Annotated in this window: 22 protein-coding genes; 6 read left to right on the forward strand and 16 right to left on the reverse strand. The window is 37.8% G+C overall.

Features of this window, described 5'->3' with window-relative positions:
• Positions 1–207: 207 nt before the first annotated feature.
• Positions 208–3,057: an aminomethyl-transferring glycine dehydrogenase gene (gcvP, locus tag DCS32_RS09260; RefSeq protein WP_108878010.1), complete on the reverse strand. Its 2,850-nt coding sequence runs from the start codon at positions 3,055–3,057 to the stop codon at positions 208–210.
• Between the two features lie 130 nt (positions 3,058–3,187).
• Here gcvP and DCS32_RS09265 point away from each other — a divergent pair, with 130 nt between their 5' ends.
• Positions 3,188–4,042, forward strand: a complete 855-nt coding sequence (locus tag DCS32_RS09265; protein ID WP_108878011.1) for a hypothetical protein — start codon at positions 3,188–3,190, stop codon at positions 4,040–4,042.
• On the opposite strand, the gene DCS32_RS09270 is transcribed toward DCS32_RS09265, so the two are convergent.
• From DCS32_RS09270 to DCS32_RS09305, 7 genes are all read right to left on the reverse strand, one after another.
• On the reverse strand, positions 4,023–4,274 hold the full coding sequence (locus tag DCS32_RS09270) for a hypothetical protein (protein ID WP_108878012.1): 252 nt from the start codon (positions 4,272–4,274) through the stop codon (positions 4,023–4,025). The two genes, DCS32_RS09265 and DCS32_RS09270, sit on opposite strands and share 20 nt — an antisense overlap.
• A 27-nt stretch (positions 4,275–4,301) precedes the next feature.
• Positions 4,302–4,853 carry a sigma-70 family RNA polymerase sigma factor gene (locus DCS32_RS09275; protein ID WP_013750053.1) on the reverse strand — a complete coding sequence of 184 codons (552 nt, stop codon included), beginning with the start codon at positions 4,851–4,853 and terminating at the stop codon, positions 4,302–4,304.
• Between the two features lie 134 nt (positions 4,854–4,987).
• Positions 4,988–5,899, reverse strand: a complete 912-nt coding sequence (locus DCS32_RS09280) for a TIGR01777 family oxidoreductase (RefSeq protein ID WP_108878013.1) — start codon at positions 5,897–5,899, stop codon at positions 4,988–4,990.
• A gap of 11 nt (positions 5,900–5,910) precedes the next feature.
• Complete coding sequence (locus DCS32_RS09285) at positions 5,911–6,288, reverse strand: hypothetical protein (RefSeq protein WP_013750051.1); 378 nt, start codon at positions 6,286–6,288, stop codon at positions 5,911–5,913.
• A 3-nt stretch (positions 6,289–6,291) separates the two neighbouring features.
• Positions 6,292–6,648 carry a hypothetical protein gene (locus DCS32_RS09290; protein WP_108878014.1) on the reverse strand — a complete coding sequence of 119 codons (357 nt, stop codon included), beginning with the start codon at positions 6,646–6,648 and terminating at the stop codon, positions 6,292–6,294.
• Positions 6,638–7,000, reverse strand: coding sequence for a hypothetical protein (locus DCS32_RS09295; RefSeq protein ID WP_108878015.1), 363 nt, complete (start codon positions 6,998–7,000; stop codon positions 6,638–6,640). The genes DCS32_RS09290 and DCS32_RS09295 overlap by 11 nt, the downstream gene beginning before the upstream one ends.
• Before the next feature lie 404 nt (positions 7,001–7,404).
• On the reverse strand, positions 7,405–7,908 hold the full coding sequence (locus tag DCS32_RS09305) for a GbsR/MarR family transcriptional regulator (protein ID WP_013750048.1): 504 nt from the start codon (positions 7,906–7,908) through the stop codon (positions 7,405–7,407).
• Positions 7,909–7,999: 91 nt separating this feature from the next.
• Here DCS32_RS09305 and DCS32_RS09310 point away from each other — a divergent pair, with 91 nt between their 5' ends.
• Entirely contained in the window at positions 8,000–9,226 is a 1,227-nt protein-coding gene (locus tag DCS32_RS09310; protein WP_108878017.1) for a glycosyltransferase family 4 protein, read from the forward strand.
• A gap of 34 nt (positions 9,227–9,260) precedes the next feature.
• Here DCS32_RS09310 and DCS32_RS09315 read toward each other — a convergent pair whose 3' ends face one another.
• From DCS32_RS09315 to purK, 3 genes are all read right to left on the reverse strand, one after another.
• Entirely contained in the window at positions 9,261–11,288 is a 2,028-nt protein-coding gene (locus DCS32_RS09315) for a M3 family metallopeptidase (protein ID WP_108878018.1), read from the reverse strand.
• Between the two features lie 253 nt (positions 11,289–11,541).
• A complete protein-coding gene (gene purE / locus DCS32_RS09320; RefSeq protein ID WP_108878019.1) occupies positions 11,542–12,024 on the reverse strand; it encodes a 5-(carboxyamino)imidazole ribonucleotide mutase in 483 nt (160 codons plus the stop codon).
• Positions 12,025–12,033: 9 nt separating this feature from the next.
• Positions 12,034–13,197 carry a 5-(carboxyamino)imidazole ribonucleotide synthase gene (purK, locus tag DCS32_RS09325; RefSeq protein ID WP_108879272.1) on the reverse strand — a complete coding sequence of 388 codons (1,164 nt, stop codon included), beginning with the start codon at positions 13,195–13,197 and terminating at the stop codon, positions 12,034–12,036.
• 250 nt (positions 13,198–13,447) lie between these two features.
• Here purK and DCS32_RS09330 point away from each other — a divergent pair, with 250 nt between their 5' ends.
• The 4 genes from DCS32_RS09330 to DCS32_RS09345 all read left to right on the forward strand — a co-directional run bounded on the left by DCS32_RS09330 (position 13,448) and on the right by DCS32_RS09345 (position 17,212).
• Positions 13,448–14,563 (forward strand): adenylate kinase, encoded by a 1,116-nt coding sequence (locus DCS32_RS09330; protein WP_108878020.1) that lies wholly within the window; start codon positions 13,448–13,450, stop codon positions 14,561–14,563.
• Positions 14,564–14,615: 52 nt separating this feature from the next.
• The gene (gene obgE, locus DCS32_RS09335; RefSeq protein WP_013750042.1) at positions 14,616–15,614 is read left to right on the forward strand and encodes a GTPase ObgE; all 999 of its coding nucleotides are present in this window, start codon (positions 14,616–14,618) and stop codon (positions 15,612–15,614) included.
• Between the two features lie 64 nt (positions 15,615–15,678).
• Positions 15,679–16,203, forward strand: coding sequence for a DUF4136 domain-containing protein (locus DCS32_RS09340; RefSeq protein WP_108878021.1), 525 nt, complete (start codon positions 15,679–15,681; stop codon positions 16,201–16,203).
• 46 nt (positions 16,204–16,249) lie between these two features.
• Positions 16,250–17,212 carry a tetratricopeptide repeat protein gene (locus tag DCS32_RS09345; RefSeq protein ID WP_108878022.1) on the forward strand — a complete coding sequence of 321 codons (963 nt, stop codon included), beginning with the start codon at positions 16,250–16,252 and terminating at the stop codon, positions 17,210–17,212.
• On the opposite strand, the gene DCS32_RS09350 is transcribed toward DCS32_RS09345, so the two are convergent.
• From DCS32_RS09350 to DCS32_RS09370, 5 genes are all read right to left on the reverse strand, one after another.
• Positions 17,209–17,946: a M15 family metallopeptidase gene (locus DCS32_RS09350; protein WP_108878023.1), complete on the reverse strand. Its 738-nt coding sequence runs from the start codon at positions 17,944–17,946 to the stop codon at positions 17,209–17,211. The two genes, DCS32_RS09345 and DCS32_RS09350, sit on opposite strands and share 4 nt — an antisense overlap.
• A complete protein-coding gene (locus tag DCS32_RS09355; RefSeq protein WP_108878024.1) occupies positions 17,943–18,908 on the reverse strand; it encodes a GNAT family N-acetyltransferase in 966 nt (321 codons plus the stop codon). The genes DCS32_RS09350 and DCS32_RS09355 overlap by 4 nt, the downstream gene beginning before the upstream one ends.
• Positions 18,908–19,189: a GNAT family N-acetyltransferase gene (locus tag DCS32_RS09360; protein ID WP_108878025.1), complete on the reverse strand. Its 282-nt coding sequence runs from the start codon at positions 19,187–19,189 to the stop codon at positions 18,908–18,910. The genes DCS32_RS09355 and DCS32_RS09360 overlap by 1 nt, the downstream gene beginning before the upstream one ends.
• 68 nt (positions 19,190–19,257) lie before the next feature.
• Positions 19,258–20,406: a gliding motility-associated C-terminal domain-containing protein gene (locus DCS32_RS09365; RefSeq protein ID WP_108878026.1), complete on the reverse strand. Its 1,149-nt coding sequence runs from the start codon at positions 20,404–20,406 to the stop codon at positions 19,258–19,260.
• Between the two features lie 4 nt (positions 20,407–20,410).
• Positions 20,411–21,064 carry a hypothetical protein gene (locus tag DCS32_RS09370; RefSeq protein WP_108878027.1) on the reverse strand — a complete coding sequence of 218 codons (654 nt, stop codon included), beginning with the start codon at positions 21,062–21,064 and terminating at the stop codon, positions 20,411–20,413.
• Position 21,065 lies beyond the last annotated feature (1 nt).

A 21,065-nucleotide genomic window follows, 5' to 3' on the forward strand; every position in this document is an offset into this window, starting at 1 on the left:
AACTGTTCCTATTTATTTTGTGAAATCCATAATAATAAGCTGTTTTTAGCTACTTATCAGTGAGAACTTTACCGTTATTAAATTAATCTTGATGTATGTATAAAATAGTAAAAGGTCAAAACGCTAGATTTTGACCTTTACTTATGAGATCATCTCAATTTTGACAATGTTTTTATCAAAATAATAGATGTTTCAGTTATTCTGCACTTATGCTTCCATGTATTCCTCAATAGGAGCACAGGTACATATTAAATTACGATCACCATAAGCGTCATCTACACGACGCACAGTAGGCCAGAATTTATTTTCTGCAACATAGCTTAGCGGGTAAGCGGCTTTCTCTCTAGAGTATGAGAACTCCCAAGTATCTGCAGTGACCATTGCTAGAGTATGCGGTGCATTTTTCATAATGTGGTTAGGCTCATCAGAACTTGCTGTGTCAATTTCCTTTCTAATAGAAAGCATAGCTTCACAAAAACGATCTAGTTCTTCTTTGCTTTCACTCTCTGTAGGTTCTATCATCATAGTTCCTGCTACTGGGAAAGAAACCGTAGGAGCGTGGAAACCATAATCCATAAGACGCTTTGCGATATCTGTTACTTCGATACCATGAGCTTTAAATGGACGACAGTCTATAATCATCTCGTGTGCAGCACGACCGCGTTCTCCTACATATAAACATTGGTAAGCGCCGTCAAGACGCTCTTTGATGTAGTTTGCATTAAGAATAGCATACTCTGTAGAGTGACGCAATCCTGGCTCACCTAGCATCGTGATGTATGCGTAAGATATAAGACATGCAAGTGCAGATCCCCATGGAGCTGCGCTTATTGCAGTAATCGCTTGCTCACCGCCTGTTGTAACCACTGGGTTAGTAGGTAAGAAAGGAACTAGCTGCTTTGCAACACATATAGGTCCTACTCCTGGGCCACCACCTCCGTGAGGAATAGCAAACGTTTTGTGTAGGTTTAAGTGACATACATCTGCACCAATTGCTCCTGGGTTAGTCAAGGCAACTTGTGCATTCATGTTTGCACCATCCATATATACTTGACCACCATGCTCATGTATGAGTGAGGTTATTTCTTTTACAGCGCTTTCGTATACTCCATGTGTAGATGGGTATGTGATCATAAGTGCCGCAAGGTTGTCCTTGTGCTTCTCTGCTTTTTCACGTAAATCATCTACATCGATGTTTCCGTTTTCAAGTGCTTTTGTAACTACTACTTTCATACCAGCCATTACCGCACTTGCAGGATTTGTTCCGTGTGCAGATGATGGGATAAGGCAGATGTTTCTGTGGCTGTCTCCACGAGATTCGTGGTATGCACGTATTACCATAAGACCGGCATACTCTCCCTGAGCTCCAGAGTTAGGTTGTAGTGATGTACCTGCAAAACCTGTAATCTCCGTAAGTTGATCTTCAAGTTTTTTAAGCATAGTCTGGTATCCTTCTGCCTGATCTAATGGTGCAAATGGGTGCATATTCCCCCATTGCGGATCAGAAAGTGGTAACATCTCAGACGCTGCGTTAAGCTTCATTGTACAAGAGCCTAGAGATATCATGGAGTGGTTTAATGATAAATCTTTACGTTCTAGTTTTTTGATGTAACGCATCAATTCTGTTTCAGAATGATAGCTATTAAATACTGGAAGTTGTAAGAATGAAGTCTCACGAGCCACACTTGCAGGAATCGCGTTTCCTTCGGCAATTTGAGATACAGTGATAGTTTCTTTTGAGTACGCTTTCGCGAAAGCGGAAACGATATCATTTACATCTTGTAAAGTGGTAGCTTCATGTATAGAGATTGCTACAGTCTCTGCGTCTGGGTAATGGAAGTTGATTTCCATTTCTTGTGCTACAGCAGCTACTTTGGCAGCATCTGCTTTTATCTGGATAGTGTCAAAATAACTCTCGTTAGTTTGATACAATCCTAGTTGTTCTAGTGCATCTGCAACGGTAGCTGCAGTGTTGTGCACTTTATTTGCAATATTTTTTAATCCCTCTGGACCGTGATATACACCGTACATTCCCGCCATAACAGCAAGTAATACCTGTGCAGTACAGATGTTTGAAGTTGCCTTATCACGCTTGATGTGTTGTTCACGTGTTTGAAGCGCCATACGCAGGGCGCGCTTACCATCAGTGTCTTTTGTTACTCCAATGATACGTCCTGGGATGCTTCTTTTGTATTCTTCCTTAGTAGCAAAGTATGCTGCATGAGGACCTCCGTATCCTAGCGGAATACCAAAGCGTTGTGTAGTACCTACGACCACGTCTACTCCAAATTCTCCTGGAGCGCGTAGTTTTACAAGGCTCAATATATCTGCTGCTACAGCTACTTTAATGTCTGCTGCATTTGCATTTGCTACAAAAGCTGCGTAGTCAAATACCTTTCCAGAAACACCTGGATATTGCAAGATGGCTCCAAAGAATTCTTTAGAAAAATCAAATTCCTCATGATTTCCTACTACCAGTTCAACACCTATTGGAGTTGCACGGGTTTGTAATAAAGAAAGCGTTTGAGGTAGAATCTCTTCAGATACAAAGAATTTATTTACGTCTGCCTTTTTCTGATCACGGCTACGTACAGAAAATAGCAATGCCATTGCCTCTGCAGCTGCGGTAGACTCATCAAGTAAAGATGCATTTGCAAGCTCCATACCTGTAAGATCTGTGATCATGGTCTGGTAGTTAAGCAATGCTTCTAGACGTCCTTGAGCAATCTCTGCTTGGTAAGGAGTGTAAGCCGTGTACCATCCCGGATTTTCTAGAATATTACGCTGTATTACTGCTGGTGTAATCGCTTGATTATATCCTAGACCTATAAAAGATCTGAATACTTTGTTTTTATTAGACAGTGCTGTGATATGTGCAGCAAACTCATGCTCGCTAAGCGCAGGGTCTAGCGTGAGGTTGTTCTCAAGTCTAATGTTGTCAGGAATAGTCTCAAATATGAGCTGCTCGATAGTTTCAGCGCCTACTGTTTTAAGCATCTCAGGAAGATCACTTCTACGTGGGCCTATGTGGCGTAATGCAAACGAATCTGTATTCATCGTATTGAATATTTTTAGGTCCAACAAAAATAAGGCAACGAAATCGATTTTTACGACTTATTTGCCTCATAGCAAGCTAATGTTTTCAACGGAAATACAACCTTATTAACAGTTGTAGTATTTTTGTCTAATGCAGTTGTTTAAACGTGTTTTTGACTTTTATATAAACAGTAGTATCCACGTGAGCTTAGCCGTGGTTGCATTAGGGTGGGTGACTTGTTTGTCTTTAGACATAAACGTTAATTACGAGTTGCTTGCGTTTTTATTTTTTAGCACAGTGACTGGCTATAATTTTGTTAAATATGCCGAAATAGCTGGTTTACACCATCGAAGCCTAGCAAAATCATTAAAATCAATACAAGTTTTTTCTGTTTTTTGCGGAATTGGGATGATAATAACGGCATTTTGGCTCCCAATAGAAGTGTGGGTGGCTTGTGGTATTTTGGGGTTAATCACGTTACTGTATGCAGTTCCATTTTTTCTCCCAGCAGCAAGCACAGAAAGTGATAAGGGAAATTTGAGAAGCATCTCTGGTATAAAGATTTACATCATAGGTTTAGTATGGGCAGGAGTCACGGTGATATTACCAGTTTTAGAGCAAGGACTCTCTATGTACTGGGATGTGTGGATTGTATGTCTACAACGCTTTCTTTTTGTAATCGCTATCATGATTCCATTTGAGATAAGAGATACGAGTTATGACGTCGCCTCTTTACGTACACTTCCTCAAATAGTAGGCATAAAAAAAGCCAAAATCATTGGTGTGATTTGGCTTTTACTATTTTTAATTCTAGACTTCTTAAAGGACGACTTATCTATGCCAATTTTAACTACACACTCAATTATTGTAGCAGTGGTAGTGGTTTGTATCACGCTTTCGCGAAAGCGTACTTCAATTAAGAGTTATTTTACTTCTTTTTGGGTAGAGGGAATCCCGCTACTTTGGTTAAGTCTAGCGTTGTTATTTAATTATTTACTTGATTAAGCTGCTCTTGAAGGCGTTGCTTCATGAGTTCTTTGTCAGATATAGAAACGGTTTCTACAGATGGATTTTTTATTGCTTTACTAAGCTTTCCATTACGAGCAGAATATTTTCTACAAGCTTTACAATAGATAAGGTGAAAACTCAGTCTTATCTTTTCTAACAATGAAGCCTCATTATACTGGTTCTTGTCGCAGATGTGGTTAGCCTCGTGACATTCAGTTTTTAATTTCATTTTTTTACTTTTAATTATTTTAGATACTTATAGCCAATTTTTCTCCATACAGCTTGCCATGGCTGTGCGGGCTCTGTGGATAATTACCCAAAAGTTAGACGGAGTAATATCAAATTCATTACAAATTGCTTCAGTATCAAAGTCGTCTATAGTTTTCATCTTAAAAATACGAGCTTGCTTTTCTGGCAACTTACTTAAGCAATTAAAAATCGCCTCGCCTAGCTCTTCATTTTCGATGCTATCTTCGGCAGTTTTATCAAATGGATCTGCAACGCGCTCCTCTAGCCAGTCGCCTTCACTCTCATCATCTTTGTAATTGATGTGTACTTCTGCCTTACCTTTCTTAGAGTTTGTCTTGCGGTAGTGGTCAATGATTTTACGCTTTAAAATGGAAATGAGCCACGTACGTTCTGTAGCCTCTCCTTTAAAGTTTTTCATTGACTTAAGACCAGCGAGAAAAGTCTCAGAAATTAAGTCTCTTGCCATGTCGCGATCATTTACGCGGGCGATGGTATAATTAAATAGGTAGTCCGAGTACTGGTCTACCCATTTTGTGGGGTCTATTTGGTTAGTGGACATAATCAATCTGTCGTATATTTTTTCAAAAATAACATAAAACTGATTAGCATATTGATTTTTAAAACAATCAAGGGGCTTGCGTTCGATTATTATAGGTTATTCATCCAAGAAATTTGAGCTCAAGGAAATGTGAACTAACATAATAAATCTTTTAAAGCCTTGTCTAGTTGGCTGTGCTTAAATGTAAATCCCTCTTTTAATAATCGTTCTGGGATTACGTTGCGGCTTTTGAGTAATAATTCGGTTTCTGTTCTTATTACAAAGGCACCAACTTCCAATAATGGTTTTGGAGAAGGGATGCCAAAATGAATTTTGAGAGTATCACGCATCAATGACATAAGATGTGCATTTGTGGTGGGCTTAGGTGCCACTATATTAATTGGTCCGTCTATAGCTGTGTTGGTTATGAGAAAGTCAAGACTACGTAAAAAGTCTTCTTCATGAATCCAACTAAATTTTTGCTTCCCATCACCTTGTTTTCCTCCTAGTCCTAGTTGGGTGATTTTTTTAATGGGTTGCAAGGCTCCGCCATTTTTGCCAAGTACGATTGATGTGCGCAACGCAATCTTTCGGGTTTGAGGCGTCGTGCTTGTGAAGAATGCATCTTCCCATGCTTTTGCCACACTTACCGAAAACCCAGTACCTATTTCTCCATTGCTTTCGGTCATTTCCTTATCTAGCGAGTGACGATATATAGTTGCTGTAGATGAGTTGAGCCACGTGGAAGGAGGATTTTTGCATTGTGCAATCGCTTTCCCTATAATCGTAGTCGTGTCTACACGGGAGTTCATGATAAGGTCTTTGTTTTTATCCGTATAGCGACAGTCTACAGAGCGTCCAGCCACATTAATAACTACATCTGCATCTTCAAATTCTCGCTCCCAGCCAGAGAAATTTTTAGCATCCCAAACTACCGTTCGCACGTTGTTGTGCTGTGGTTTTTGCTTTCGCGAAAGCAAAACAATCTCCTCAAACCTACTCCTGAAATAATCAGTTAAGAGCGACCCTAAAAAGCCGCTCCCACCTGATATAATTAATTTTTTCATGATGTTATAGTTTACACTTGTTGAGGTTGTATAGCTCTAGATTTTCTACGACCTCTAAAAAATAGCAATAAGTTAAGGAACAGCATAGCTCCTAAGTAAATTGAGAAACCACCTATTTTACTACTTAAAATCTCAATGAGACTTTGGTAAGTTTCATCAAAGCGATAATCACTAATCTTTAAGATAAGTAGCCCAAACCCAAGATTAAGGAGGTAGAACCCTACTTCAAAAAGCTTGTTGGTAGCATTTGCAATCTCTTCTTTGCCTTTAAAAATGTCAAGCATAAATGTTTTTCCATTCTTAAAAAGCGTGCGCGAGACAAAAAATGTCAATAATAGAATGACAGGTAAGTAAATAAAATAGCCGATGATGATTTTTGAAGTTTCCATAATTTAAAATTTAGATAGTGATTGTTTATTAAAAAGTAATTGTAAGCCTGCGATGTTTATATAATGAAGCGCTGCAAGAAGCATAATGATTTGTCCAGCATGAGAAGCAATGTTTGATATGACATCATGAGGAGAGGTGATTGCATTCCAAGTAGAAATCATATAAACGGAGTATCCAAGATTTACGAGGTAGTAACCTACTAGCAATACCTTATTGATATATGTACATAATTTAAGATTGTCTGGCATCAAGCTTGCCACAAACACATTGCCATTGCGATAGCAGATTTTGCCTACTTGTATAATAACGATACTCATTAGTACACCATAAATACTGTATGCGATGATGTTATAGCTCATGACAAGTAGATTTTAATTCATCATTAAGACTCAGTGCTCTTGAGGTATAAAGAGCGTAAAATGCAAGGAGTCCAGCTGAAATTAAACTGACTACAAAAACGAAGTCTTTTGCATAAACAAACTCCTCACCAAAGTATAGAAAAGACAACGTAGCCGTAACTAGTAACCCATAAAGAATAAGATGTTTTTTAAATAGGGTAGGTATCTTTTTCCAATAGCATAGGTGTATTAAATAAAGAATGATCTGAGTAGCGCCTGTAGCTATCATAAATATCAATCCAAAATATGGTATAATAAAGAGAATCAAATTAATGATCACAATGACTTTGTTGATTTTGTAGATGGTTTTCATAATTATTTATTGGTTTGATTATCATAATCTTGCTGAGCGTCCGATAAAAAGAAAAAGTAAATACCTAAAATAAATCCGCTGGGTATTAGAATTAAGAAATAGCTAAACTGAACTTTACAGTAGTATTGAATGAAGGAATAAAGTATGAGGAACGTTATGAGAATTCCATAGACTAAAAAGTATATCTTTAGATTTGGTTTTATATTACTCCAAGAGTTTAAATACTGGACGAATTGGATTAGTTGATAAATGCCAATTATAATAGGTAACAATCCAAAAATTAGAATTAAGAAAAATGCAATCATTTGAGGATATTTAATTATTATTCTTTCAGAAAATAATGAAACATTTAATTCAATAAAAAGCACATATTTCAGTGCTTAGTTATTTTAGATTGAGAAGTATTACTTCATCAGTTTTAATATGGTCTTAGTAATCCAGTTCTCTTTATAATCGGTGATTTTTTCAAGCATGCTGTCGGCTCTGGAGACAAATTCATAAAGCTCGGCTGTTTTTGCTTTAAAGTGAGCCGCTTCTTTTGTATCTGTATTTTCTAGGTTTGTAACTTCTTCTAAAACACGTAGTGTAGGTTTGATTTCTCGCTTGCTGCGCTCCTTTGCAATCTTTCTGGCAAGTTCATCTATATTTCCCTCGGCTACAAAGTATTCTCTTCGTTCACCGGCTTTGTATTCTTTAAAAATAATGCCCCAGTCTATAAGTGAGCGTAAATTCATGCTCGCATTACCGCGAGAGATATGAAGTTCACTCATGATATCTTCCATGCTAAGTGCTTCTGGAGATACCATTAATAATGCATGAATTTGCGCCATGGTTTTATTAATTCCCCATTGAGATCCTAAGGCTCCCCACGTTTGTATAAACTTATTTTTTGCTTGACTAAATTCCATACAGCAAATATACGAATGTTATTGTAGTTTCAATAATAAATGAAAGAATATTTTTAATCAAAGCAATATTCTTATCTGTATTTTTGATTTTATGAACGTATTAGTGATCTCTACAGTATGGGTTGAGCCTACCTCTTCGGCAGCGGGAAGTAGGATGTTGCAGCTATTAGATATAATGCTGGCAAAGGGTTGGAAGATTACTTATGCTAGTACGGCTGGAGTTTCAGAAAATGCTTTTGATCTAGAAACGCTTGGGATTACTACCCAAGAGATACGTGTAAATGATGAATCTTTTAACGCTTTCGCGAAAGCGTACCAACCCAACATTGTTCTTTTTGACCGTTTCATGGCCGAAGAGCAATTTGGATGGCGCATCGCAGAACAATGTCCAGATGCCATAAAAATACTAGACACCGAAGATTTGCACTGCCTGAGAAAAGCACGCCAGCAAGCAGTAAATGAGGATAGAGATTTCAGCGAGCAAGATCTTATCTCTGATGTAGCCAAAAGGGAAATTGCAGCCATATATAGATGTGATCTTACATTAATGATTTCTCTAGTGGAGATTGCATTGTTACAAGACTTTTTTAAAGTGCCTAGCTCACTCTTACATTACCTACCATTTTTATTGCCAAAAGCGCCAGCCGATTGTAAGCCTTTTAATGAGCGACAATATTTTATAGCGATAGGTAATTTTATACATCTTCCTAACTGGGATGCTACGCTAGCGCTTAAAAAGAATATTTGGCCACTTATTAAAAAAGAAATTCCTGCGGCAGAGTTACATATCTATGGAGCTTATCCATCAGAAAAAGTGATGCAACTGCATAATAAGAAGGATGGATTTATTGTAAAAGGAAGAGCAGAAGATGCTCATGAAGTGATAGCCAATGCACTTGTATTACTCGCTCCGTTGCGTTTTGGGGCAGGTTTAAAAGGAAAGTTTATCGATGCGATGCAGTGTGGAACTCCATCTGTGACCACAACAATAGGGGCAGAGGGAATGCAACAAGGCTTGCCTTGGAGTGGAGCGATAACTGATGATGATGCGACTTTTGCAAGAGAGGCAATCACATTATATAATGATAGCGTAGCTTGGCAAAAAGCTCAGGAGCAAGGAAGAGAAATCATTAATAAGAATTTTCAAAAAGAAGATTTTGAAGAAGATTTCATAACGAGAATCAATACTATTAAGACTAATTTAGAAACCGGCCGACGTAATAATTTCACTGGACAAATGTTGCTGCATCACTCGATGCGTAGTACCAAGTTTATGTCTAAGTGGATAGAGGAGAAAAATAAAAAGGAGCCCATATAATGAGCTCCCTTTGTAATCTGATTAATGTTTGAACTTAAATAAGCCCTGCACGTCGTAGTAATGCTTCCGGTTTAGGTTCTTGCCCACGGAAACGTTTATACAATGTCATAGGGTCCTCTGTTCCTCCTTTTGAGAGTACGTGATCCTTAAACTTAGCTGCCACTTCTTTATTAAAAATACCCTCTTCTTTAAAGTATTCAAAAGCATCTGCATCTAGTACTTCTGCCCATTTGTAGCTGTAATATCCAGAAGAATATCCGCCTTGAAAGATGTGTGCAAATGCTGTACTCATACACGTTTCTGGAGTGTCAGGATATAGAGAAGTATCTCCAAAAGCTTTTGTTTCAAATACTTTTACGTCCTTAATATCACTCGGATCTTGACCATGCCAAGACATGTCTAGTAAGCCAAAGCTTAGTTGGCGCAAGGTTCCCATTCCTTCTTGGAAGGTAGCAGCATCTTTTATTTTCTGAACCAAGTCCATTGGGATTACTTCACCGGTTTCATAGTGAGTTGCAAAAAGTTCTAATGCTTCTTTCTCATAACACCAGTTCTCTAGCACTTGGCTAGGTAACTCTACAAAATCCCAGTACACAGAAGTTCCTGAGAGGCTAGGGTAGGTGGTATTTGCAAGCATACCGTGTAGTCCGTGTCCAAACTCGTGAAAGAGTGTAGTCACTTCATTAAACGTAAGTAAAGATGGCTTGCTAGGTGTAGAAGGAGTGAAGTTACATACATTAGATACATGCGGGCGATCATTTACACCATTCTCAATTTTTTGACCTTTAAAAGAAGTCATCCAGGCTCCACCACGCTTTCCTTTACGTGGGTGGAAATCTGCATAAAATAAAGATATATAGTTGTCATCTGCATCTGTTACGCGATACGTTTTAACCTCTTTGTGGTAGACATCTACATCATATACTTGTTCAAACTGAAGTCCAAACAGTCTTGTCGCAATTTCAAAAACTCCGTCAATTACATTTTCTAACTTGAAATATGGCTTGAGTTGCTCGTCATCTAGGCTAAAAAGTTTTTTCTTAAGCTTCTCAGAATAATATGAACCATCCCATTTTTCTAAGCGATCAATGTTATCAAGTTCTTTTGCAAATTTTTCTAGTTGTGCAAATTCATTTTTGGCTGCTGGAGCAGCTTTTTCTAATAACTCATTAAGGAAGCTTATTACTTTTTCTGGCGTTTTTGCCATGCGCTCTTCTAGTACAAAATGAGCGTGAGTGGCATATCCCAGTAATTGTGCGCGTTCAAAACGCAAGTTTGCAATCTCCAGCGTATTTTTTTGATTGTCGTGCTCGTTATTTTTAAATGCTCTGCTTCCAAACGCAAGCGATAACTCTTTACGTAGCTTACGATTATCTGCATACTTGATAAAAGGAATGTAGCTAGGGTAATCAAGTGTTACTACCCATCCATCTTTTTCTCTAGAAGTAGCTTCGGCAGCAAATGCTTCTTTTGCACTATCAGGTATTCCTGCTAGATCTTTTTCATCAGTAATGTGTAACTCGTAGCTGTTTGTTTCTGCTAGAATGTTTTCGCCAAAACTCAGTTTTAATTGTGCTAGCGCAGTATCAATTTCGCGTAAGCGGGATTTTTTATCTTCTGGTAAGTTGGCTCCATTACGAGAGAAACTCTTATATTTTTTATCGAGAAGTGTTTTTTCTTCTACGGTAAGGTCTAAACTGTCTTTTTGAGCGTATATATCTTGAATTCTAGCAAATAACTGCTCGTTGAGAGTAACGTCATTACTAAAAGCTGTGAGCAGTGGAGAAACTTCTTGAGCTATTTTCTGAATAGCTTCTGAAGTTTCGGCGCTATTTAAGTTAAAAAAGATACTCGAAATTCGGTCTAGTTGCTGTCCAGCGTAGTCTAAGGCTGCAATGGTATTTGTAAAAGTAGCAGGCTCGGCGCTGGTAGCGATATCGTCTATTTCTTTACGACTTAAACGTATTGCTTCTTCAAAGGCTGGCTTAAAATGTTCGTCTTTAATTTGAGAAAAAGGAGCTTCATTAAAAGCTTGTAATAGCGGATTGTTTGTAAGCGACATGGACATTTAATTTTGTAATTTTTTGAAAACATGTACTTTATCGAAAAAAGCAGGGATGTTGTCGATAAATAGAATGAATTTTTTATGTTTGTTTACATAGAAAAAAACTAGAGTACTTTCACTTTAGTTTAAAACGATATTTCCCCCAATCAATGTGTAGAAAAGGTTTGGTTAATATTTAGAATGGTTAATAAATACGTTATCATTTCCCAGTATACTGCATTGTTAAAGACCACCTTTTAGGTGGTCTTTTCTATTGTATGCTTTTTGCACCTTCTATAACCTTCTGCTTAAGCCCTTCCTTGTAAGCTATAATTTTATCTTGTACTGCGCCATCTCTAGCTCCTAGAATCTGAGCAGCAAGAATACCTGCATTTTTTGCTCCATCCAGCGCTACTGTTGCAACTGGGACACCTCCTGGCATTTGTAAAATAGAAAGAACAGAATCCCATCCATCTATAGAGTTACGAGATTTTACAGGAACACCTATTACCGGTAGTGGTGATAGTGAAGCTACCATTCCAGGTAAGTGTGCAGCACCTCCGGCCCCAGCTATAATTACATTAATACCGCGAGTATGAGCATTTTTACCATAATCAAAAAGCTTTTCTGGTGTGCGATGAGCGCTCACAATATCTACCTCGGTATCAATATTCATTTCTTTTAAGAAGTCTATAGCTTCTTGCATTACTGGTAGGTCGCTAGTGCTTCCCATTATGATTCCTACTTTCATAATCTTTATTTTTTATTGTGCAATTACACGTATATTTTCTTTAACCTCTTGTGCTACCTGTCTTGCCTTTGCAAGATCGTGATTTACAATGGTAACGTGTCCCATCTTACGGAAAGGTCTTGTTTCCTTCTTGCCATAGATGTGTGGTGTCACACCATCCATCGCCATGATTTGTTCTATGTTCTTATATTTTACTGCGCCTGTATGTCCCTCATCACCTACTAGGTTCACCATTACAGATGCTACTTTGCTATCTGTATTACCTAGTGGTAAGTCTAAAATAGCTCTAAGATGTTGCTCAAACTGATTTGTAAAACTTCCCTCTATGCTGTAATGACCGCTATTGTGAGGTCTAGGAGCAACTTCATTTACAAGAATCTCATCATCTTCTGTTTGAAACATCTCGACAGCAAGTAGACCTACGTGGCCAAATGCGTTTGAAACCTGCTCTGCGATTGCTCGGGCTTTGTTTGCAACATTCTCATCTATACGAGCCGGGCAAATTACATACTCCACTTGGTTTGCTTCTGGGTGAAATTCCATCTCTACCACAGGGTATGTTTTTACTTCGCCAGATACACTACGAGCCACAATTACTGCAAGCTCATTTTTAAACGGAATCATTTTTTCGGCGATACATGGTACTTGAGGTAGGTGGTCTAAGTCTTCGGCGGTTCTTACGACAGAGACTCCTTTTCCATCATATCCTCCCGTGCATGATTTCCAGATAAATGGAAATTCGATATCACTTGACGCTGTGTCTATGTTTTCTTTTACCGCTTTCGCGAAAGCGTACTTTGTATATCCCGCTGTTGGAATATCATGTTGTGCATAAAAGTCTTTCTGCACTCCTTTATCTTGTATGTTACGCAACACAGATGGTTGCGGAAACACTTTTACCCCCTCTTTTTCTAGTGCTTCAAGGGCTTCTATATTCACACTTTCTATCTCAAAAGTAAGTACATCTACTTTTTTGCCAAAAGCGACTACCGTATCATAATCCATAAGACTTCCTTGCTCAAAATGATCACAAGCAATCTTGCTAGGAGCATCATCACTAGGGTCAAGCACATATGTTTGGATATCATACTTTCTAGTGTCATAAAGCATCATCTTAACGAGCTGGCCGCCGCCTAAAATTCCAAGTTTAAACTGTGAAGAGAAGTAGTTTGTCATAATATTAAATCCCATTTTACGGGTTTTATGTGCAGACCTATGAGATCTAATTAAAAGTTATTTCTTTGACCAAACACAGCAGACTAACCACCAAAGCTCGATTTTTTTATAGCATCTAATTACTGTTTTCAAAAGTACAAATTTCCTTAGGATGGAGTTTGAGAAGTGATTGAAAAAAGTCCTTTTGAGATTTGGGTTTTGGGTTTAAGGCAATTGTCATTTCCTCTTGGTATCTTTGCCCTTTGTTATTATGAAAAATACCATCACATTACACGACCTCTCTTTTGAGAAATTTATTACAAAAACAAATGTGCAACATGCCGTAAACGGTGTGGCTGTGCGTCTTAATGAAGATTATAGGGGCAAGTGTCCTGTATTTCTTACAGTGCTTAACGGTGCATTTCTCTTTAGCTCAGAGCTCATTAAAAAGTTTGATCACGACTGTGAATTGAGCTTTATAAAGGTAGCGAGTTATGAAGGAACGCAGCAAAGTGATGAAATTCATACCGTAATGGGTGCAGAGCCGTCACTTAAAGGGCGCGATGTGATTGTAGTAGAAGATATAGTAGACTCTGGAAATACTGTAGAGACCATAATAAAAATACTTAAAGACGAAGAGGTTGCCTCTTTTACGATAGCAACCCTACTTTATAAGCCAGAGGCTTATAAAAAGCCTTATAAAATAGATTATATAGGGCTAGAAGTACCTAATGATTTTGTAGTAGGATATGGTCTAGACTATAATGGTCTAGGACGTAATCTTACATCCATTTATAAACTTAAAAAATCTACGATGACTAATCTGGTTTTATTTGGCCCTCCAGGTGCCGGTAAAGGAACACAAGCCGAAGTTTTAAAAGAAAAATATAACCTAGTACATATAAGTACGGGTGATTTATTTCGATACCATAACAAGAACAACACGGAGTTAGGTAAAATTGCTGCAACTTATTCAGATAAAGGCCTTCTAGCTCCTGATGATCTGACTAATAAGATGTTAGCTGAGGAAGTTTCAAGAAACTCCGACGCTAACGGTTTTATATTTGATGGATATCCTAGAACAGAAGATCAAGCAGATTTTCTTTCAAAATTGCTAAAAGAAAAAAATACTTCTGTAAATGCAATGGTTGCACTAGAAGTTGATGACGAGGTTTTGGTAAAACGTTTATTAGAACGTGGTAAGACTTCAGGAAGACCAGACGATGCTGATGAAGAAGTGGTGCGCAATCGCATAAAAGTATATTATGCAGAGACCGCTATCTTAAAGGATTATTACGAAAAGCAAAATAAGTACCATGGTGTTGACGGCGTGGGTACGGTAAGTGAGATTACAGACAGATTAAGTAAGGTGATTGACACCTTATAAATAGTACTAGTGTACTGATATACAATTAAAGAAATAAAAGGCTAGCTGAAAGATGACTGAAGGAAATTTTGTAGACTATGTAAAGATTCACACGACCTCTGGAAATGGAGGTTCTGGTTCTGCGCATTTACACCGTGAGAAGTTTATTGAGAAGGGTGGTCCAGATGGAGGAGATGGAGGTCGTGGAGGCCACATTATTATAAGAGGAAATACTAACCTATGGACACTTATACATTTAAAGTTTAAAAAACACTTGCGTGCTGGTCACGGAGGAAACGGAGCAAAATCAAGATCTACAGGTCATGATGGAGTAGATGAATATATAGAAGTGCCACTAGGGACAACTATAAAAGATACAGAGACTGATCAGGTGCTTTTTGAAATCACAGAAGATGGTCAAGAGTTTATCGCCGCTCGCGGTGGTATGGGAGGTCGTGGTAACTGGCACTTTAAAACGAGTACAAACCAAACTCCTAGGCATTCTCAACCAGGTATAGATGGTTATGAAGTACACCTTACTTTAGAACTTAAAGTACTTGCAGATGTAGGTCTCGTAGGATTTCCAAACGTAGGTAAATCTACTTTGCTAGCGGCAATTACAGCGGCAAAGCCTAAAATTGCCAACTATGAGTTTACTACACTTAAGCCTAACTTAGGGATTGTAGCTTATAGGGATTTTAGATCTTTTGTAATGGCAGATATTCCTGGTATTATAGAAGGAGCAGCTGAGGGTAGAGGACTAGGACATCGTTTCTTACGTCACATAGAACGTAACTCTACACTACTATTTATGATCCCTGCAGATGCAGATAGTATTGCAGAGCAGTATGAAATACTTCTCAACGAGCTTCAAAAGTACAATCCAGAATTACTTGATAAAAGTAGACTCATCGCTATCACAAAAAGTGATATGCTAGATGAAGAGCTTAAAGCAGAAGTCTCAGAAGAACTAGATAGAGAACTTCCAATACCTTACTTATTTATTTCTTCTATTGCACAACAAGGTCTAGTAGAGCTTAAAGATGCATTGTGGAAAATGATGAATGAGTAGTTAAGAACTACTTAAATACAACAATCTGCATAATCCTTTGTTATCTTTATACAAAACTAAGGATATGCGGATTTTTTTATGTCTTATCGTCTCATTAATGCTCACTAGCTGCGGGACGATGTATGTAGATTATGATTACGATACTAAGAAAGATATTGCTGGTTATAAGAATTACGATTACGACTTCTCTCAGCCATCGGGCTTATCAGAGTTTGACGAGCGTAGATTTTTAAAATATACAGATAGCATATTGCAGTCTCGAGGCTTTGTAAAAACGATGGAAAATGATATTTTCATCAAAATAAAAGCAGAGGAATTTGAGACTAACTCTAGAAACACTATTGGCGTAGGTCTTGGTGGAGGTGGAGGTAATGTGGGAGTTGGCGTAAGTGGTGGGATTCCTATAGGAGGAGCCGAAAGACACTTAGAGCTTATTTTCACTATTTATGAAGCTCAAAATTCTCAGGCTACCTTATGGGAGGCGACGAGCGAGAGCGATGTAAAGGTAAAAGCATCTCCCGAAAAAAAGGAAGCTCATTTTAAGAAGCTAGCCGAAAAAATTTTAAGTAAATATCCACCTCAGAAGTAAATCAGTTTTGGCATCATATTGGTATATATTTGATAAAAATTTGAAAATGATAAAATGGATTCTCTTATTGTGTTTTCCCCTTTTTGTGGTAGCACAAAATGATAACGCTTTCGCGAAAGCGGAAACTCTTTTTAAGAAAGAACAGTATCAACAAGCAAAACCATTTTTCAAAACATACTTATCTACGCATCCCACTCATGCAAAAACTATCGAATATCTAGGCGATATAGAAGGCTATGCAGAAAACTGGAATGATGCCATATCATATTATGAGCAACTAGTTGAGCAGTATCCTAACAATGCAAACTATCATTATAAATATGGTGGCGTGATGGGTATGAAAGCCCTAGCAGTAAATAAGCTGAGAGCGGCGACTATGATAGGTGATATCAAGGAAGCTTTTGAAACAGCAGCAACACTTGACCCAAAACATATTGAAGCTAGATGGGCGCTTATTGAGTTTTATATTCAGTTACCAAGTATTATAGGTGGAAGTGAAGATAAAGCCATGAAATATGCAGATCAGCTGTCCAAAATATCACCAGTAGATGGGTATCTAGCCCATGGATATATTGCAGAATACAATGACCGTCCTAAGGATGCAGAGGTAAATTATAGAAAGGCCGTTCAAGTAGGTGGCTCTGTAACTTGTTACCAGAAATTACAAGAGCACTACGAGAAAAATAATAAACCAGAGGATGCTCTTGCAACGGTAAAAGCCGCTCAGACTAAACATAAAGAAGATAATAGATTGCATTATCAATTTGGGAAAATTGCTGGTCAATACGGAATAGGTTTAGATCAAGGGATCTCTTGTTTGCAAAAATATATTGATAATTATACAGCAAAAGACGGAGTGCCTAAAGACTGGGCTTACTTAAGACTCGCTCAGATTTATAAGCATAAAGGAGATAAAAGTAAGGCAGAGCAATGGATAGGGAAAGCATTAGCTAGCCGTTCTGACTTTAAGGAGGCGCTACAAGAGCGTAAGGAAATCCAGTTGCTTTAAGAGCGTAAGGCTGGATTAATATCCATTACATTATCTTGGAGATAGCGGTCTATAAACGACTCTGTAAAATGCTCGCTTCCTAATAATTTAGCCGATTGTAACTTGTTTTTAATAGGCAATTTTTGATATTCATTAAGATAGTCTAGTGACAAACTTTTAAAGCTGTAATGCCACGGCTCGTAGTTAAAACCCTTACGGTTATGGTCATCTGTATAGACTAAGTAAAAGCCATATGTATTTGCATTCTTATCCATCCACTCTTTAAACTTACAGAAAGGGCCATTACCATGAAATTTAGATGGTACGAGTAGTCCACCAGAAACTTTTGGAGTGGCGTCTACAATATCTATATCTGTACCCCAGTGATGTCTTGAAGTACCAGGGATGGTGGAGTATTCAATTATTTTTTCAATTGCCGCAGTAGGGTTGAGTCCGCTTTCGCGAAAGCTTTTGTACTTGCGTTCCCAGATTCTATTTTGGTGGTTATAGTCTCTATAGCTAGATACTACTTGGAATTTGATTCCTTCCTTAAATGCTGCACTTCTCATCTCTTCATAAGCAACTGCAGCTTCTGGTCGAAGTCTGTATGCTGAGGTCTTAGTAAGAAGCGGAGCACCTTTACCTAGCAATTCATCTTCAGAAATACCTTGAAAAAATGATGTGGTTGCGTGAAGTGGGAGGGAGGCAGCAACAGCTCCTAGCAACGTTAATTTTGAAAATGTGCGTCTGTTCATAGTAAGTCTTTTTTCATTCTAACATGAGGCCCTACTTGCGGAATATCAAATTCTTCCCCTATCAATTTGTAACCTAGATTTTTATAAAAGTCTAGTGCAACTGTGCGAGCATTAAACCATAAGATAGTGCGTTCTCTTTCCTTTAAGATTTCTTCACCTTTTTTAAGTATTTGTGCCGCTATTCCTTTATTGCGATATTCTGGTAATACGGCCATGCCACGTAAGCGCGTCTGTATGCCAGTAAATTCCTCGTGAGTATCTTCCATAAAACTAGCGACACCCACTATACTGTTGTTATGATACATTCCTAAGTGAAAGGTAGAAGCTTGTTCATCTGCCTCCATATACACATCTTCAATTGGTCTGCCAGCTCGTAAAACAGGATGTCTTACTGGCCAAGTATCTTGTGCAGCAATTTCTCGAAGCGAGTAATCTTCATTATCTAGACGATATAAAATCGAAGGCTGATCATCGTAATTAATTTGCCTAATATTTTTCATGTTACATTTCTCTAAAATCTTGCGAGATTGTAAATTATCTACATGAGCGTGAGCAACTAGAAATGGTAATTGTAGATCAGAAAAAGCGTAGGCGATACAAGCTTTGGCACTTTCTGTAGCATATCCTTGCTTCCAGTGTTTTTTATAAAACCGAAATCCTATATCTACGGCTCCTTTTTCTTTATGAAGTTTAAGTCCGCACCATCCTAAAAAAACATTATCTTCTTTTCTAATCACAGCATACCTTGCTAATGATACCTTTAATGAAGCTTTGATAGATGCAGTAGTGCGTAACCTAATATATTCACTTATGAAGCCTTGAGCTTCTTTTAGATTTTTGAATGCACTATCTCCGGTATATTTAATAACATCTGGATCGTTATTCATTTCATAAAGATGTACAGCATCTTCATAGATAAATGCTCTTAAATACAAACGTTCTGTTTCCAGAATGGTAGTCATTAAGCAAGCACGTCTTTAAATTCTGGGTTACGATCAAATTGAACCTCTGCAAAAGGACATAGCGGATTAATCTTAAGATTATTTTCTCTAGCAAACGTTACAGCGTGAGCCATAAGCTTTGAAGCGTAACCCTTTCCTTCTTGCGCGATTTTAGTCTCTGTATGGTCTATTGTGATTACAGAATTATCATCTTTAGAGTAGGTAAGTTCTGATATAATACCATTTTCACCTTTTATATAAAAGACACCTCGGTCATCTCTTTCTTTATGCTGTATGGTCATCACTTTTTTTATTTAAAAATATAAATAAAGAGTAAAGCAGCCTAACAAAGTTCGTTTTTGGGAAATATTTAGCGATTTATGTAAAATGCACCTGCTAGATCCTTTTGATCTTTAAGCTTAAGCACATAATAGTAAGTACCTACTGGCAGTTTATCGTCCTGAGATACAGTGACCCTTCCCTGTGACGTTCCATCAAACGAGTTGTCGTAGTTTTTCATTGAGAAAACTTCTACACCCCATCTGTTAAAAATGAATAGTTCATTGTCTGGACTGGTAGCTAATCCTTCGATAACAAAAGTCTCATTGATGCCATCACCGTTAGGGGAGAAGAAGGTATAAACATTTATAGAGCTACCTCCTCTTAACACAGAACCAAGCGTAAGCGCCGAAAAACCATTTGGCTCAAAGATGTCAGATGTTATCTGGCCATTAGTTTCATTTCCTGTGATTTGTGTATTTCCTAAGTCCACCCATCTATTTAGAACTTCAGAGTAACCCACAACTCGTAAAGACTCAATTCCATCTGCAAGAACAGGTACTTGTGTTTCTTCATCCCAAGTAAGTCTAGCTTGAACGGGTAATGTTCCATTTAAATCCCAATATTCATTAGGATCAATAATGGATAATGTATTTTGAAAAGAATCTCTATCAAAAGACCCAGAAAGCGTACTTGGAGTATTAGGATCTTCAAAGAAATATGCTGCCTGATACAACTCACCAGCAGGATCTAGAGGGACTACTGTGAGTTGGCGTATTTTAAAATCATCACCTATAGGGAAATCAAATTCTAGATTTCCTTGATTTGTCACATAACCGTCCACGTGGTTGTCATCACTTTCTCCTAAGTAAATAGCATCATTAGTAAAATCAAGATTAATTCCTAAGTCTTCACGTGGAGTTGTAATTCTCCCGTTTATAAAGTCTAAAAAATTAGTAACACCCACAGATACCTCAAAGTTGAGATCCTCTGGAACATCTACTTCCATATTAAAGAAAATAGGTTTATTGTTACCTAAAATAAATAGTTCTTCGTCTTGATTATAGAAACCCGCTAGACCTAGATTATTATCAAAGTCTCCATCATTCACGAGATCACCATGAAAGCCTATAGCTCCACTTTGATGAATCTGAACATTACCAAAATTATGTGCAGTCTCTTGCGCTTTCGCGAAAGCGAAACCACAACATACAAAAATAGCTGTAATTAGATTTTTCATATTATTATAATTTTGTTATCGAGGCATTTGTGAAAACTGCGTTGAGGCTAGCCCCTCCAGCATTAATTACATATTGAAAATTGATAACATCTCCCGCACTCAAAGAGTAGGTTATTGTGCCAGATGATCCCCAATAATCTTGGCCAGTTAGTGTTACAGAGCCTCTAGATAAATACCCTATAAGGGAATTGTTGCGTCGTGCGGCCAAAATATATTTAGTGTTACCTACTGGCATATTGCTAGTGGATAGAGATGCAGATATTGCATATACCCCATCTTGCTCAATTCTGACTTTGCCTGTATCAACTACAGTAAATAAACCTCCTTCGTTTGCTTGTATATGAGATGAATTAATAGGCATATCAAAATAAGTGTTATTAGCAGTGGTAAGAATTCCAGATCCTCCATTTCTATTAAGAATAATGCTGCCTCTAGCTGGAACATTCATTTCTTGCCAAGAGGTTCCGTCATAAAACTTTGCTATTTTCAAGTCGCTGTCGTATGCCATAGCACCAGCTTCTACGCCTGTCATGCTGTTTAATTCTGCTGTGGTAGCTTCATTTAATTTTAATAATAACTGTGGGTTTAATGATTGCGCTTTCGCGAAAGCGACAACTAAAAGAAAACAAGCGGTAATATATAGGGATATTTGTTTCATA

The organism is Dokdonia sp. Dokd-P16, from assembly GCF_003095655.1.
Lineage (GTDB): Bacteria > Bacteroidota > Bacteroidia > Flavobacteriales > Flavobacteriaceae > Dokdonia.

Bases quoted from the DNA above. Each gene is read 5' to 3' on its own strand.
- DCS32_RS09360 (WP_108878025.1), bottom strand. From the start codon at position 19,189: ATGACCATACAGCATAAAGAAAGAGATGACCGAGGTGTCTTTTATATA.
- DCS32_RS09275 (WP_013750053.1), bottom strand. From the start codon at position 4,853: ATGTCCACTAACCAAATAGACCCCACAAAATGGGTAGACCAGTACTCG.
- DCS32_RS09295 (WP_108878015.1), bottom strand. From the start codon at position 7,000: ATGAAAACCATCTACAAAATCAACAAAGTCATTGTGATCATTAATTTG.
- DCS32_RS09290 (WP_108878014.1), bottom strand. From the start codon at position 6,648: ATGAGCTATAACATCATCGCATACAGTATTTATGGTGTACTAATGAGT.
- obgE (WP_013750042.1), top strand. From the start codon at position 14,616: ATGACTGAAGGAAATTTTGTAGACTATGTAAAGATTCACACGACCTCT.
- DCS32_RS09265 (WP_108878011.1), top strand. From the start codon at position 3,188: ATGCAGTTGTTTAAACGTGTTTTTGACTTTTATATAAACAGTAGTATC.
- DCS32_RS09345 (WP_108878022.1), top strand. From the start codon at position 16,250: ATGATAAAATGGATTCTCTTATTGTGTTTTCCCCTTTTTGTGGTAGCA.
- DCS32_RS09350 (WP_108878023.1), bottom strand. From the start codon at position 17,946: ATGAACAGACGCACATTTTCAAAATTAACGTTGCTAGGAGCTGTTGCT.
- DCS32_RS09330 (WP_108878020.1), top strand. From the start codon at position 13,448: ATGAAAAATACCATCACATTACACGACCTCTCTTTTGAGAAATTTATT.
- gcvP (WP_108878010.1), bottom strand. From the start codon at position 3,057: ATGAATACAGATTCGTTTGCATTACGCCACATAGGCCCACGTAGAAGT.
- DCS32_RS09365 (WP_108878026.1), bottom strand. From the start codon at position 20,406: ATGAAAAATCTAATTACAGCTATTTTTGTATGTTGTGGTTTCGCTTTC.
- DCS32_RS09340 (WP_108878021.1), top strand. From the start codon at position 15,679: ATGCGGATTTTTTTATGTCTTATCGTCTCATTAATGCTCACTAGCTGC.
- DCS32_RS09305 (WP_013750048.1), bottom strand. From the start codon at position 7,908: ATGGAATTTAGTCAAGCAAAAAATAAGTTTATACAAACGTGGGGAGCC.
- DCS32_RS09315 (WP_108878018.1), bottom strand. From the start codon at position 11,288: ATGTCGCTTACAAACAATCCGCTATTACAAGCTTTTAATGAAGCTCCT.
- DCS32_RS09270 (WP_108878012.1), bottom strand. From the start codon at position 4,274: ATGAAATTAAAAACTGAATGTCACGAGGCTAACCACATCTGCGACAAG.
- purK (WP_108879272.1), bottom strand. From the start codon at position 13,197: ATGACAAACTACTTCTCTTCACAGTTTAAACTTGGAATTTTAGGCGGC.
- DCS32_RS09285 (WP_013750051.1), bottom strand. From the start codon at position 6,288: ATGGAAACTTCAAAAATCATCATCGGCTATTTTATTTACTTACCTGTC.
- DCS32_RS09280 (WP_108878013.1), bottom strand. From the start codon at position 5,899: ATGAAAAAATTAATTATATCAGGTGGGAGCGGCTTTTTAGGGTCGCTC.
- DCS32_RS09310 (WP_108878017.1), top strand. From the start codon at position 8,000: ATGAACGTATTAGTGATCTCTACAGTATGGGTTGAGCCTACCTCTTCG.
- DCS32_RS09355 (WP_108878024.1), bottom strand. From the start codon at position 18,908: ATGACTACCATTCTGGAAACAGAACGTTTGTATTTAAGAGCATTTATC.
- DCS32_RS09370 (WP_108878027.1), bottom strand. From the start codon at position 21,064: ATGAAACAAATATCCCTATATATTACCGCTTGTTTTCTTTTAGTTGTC.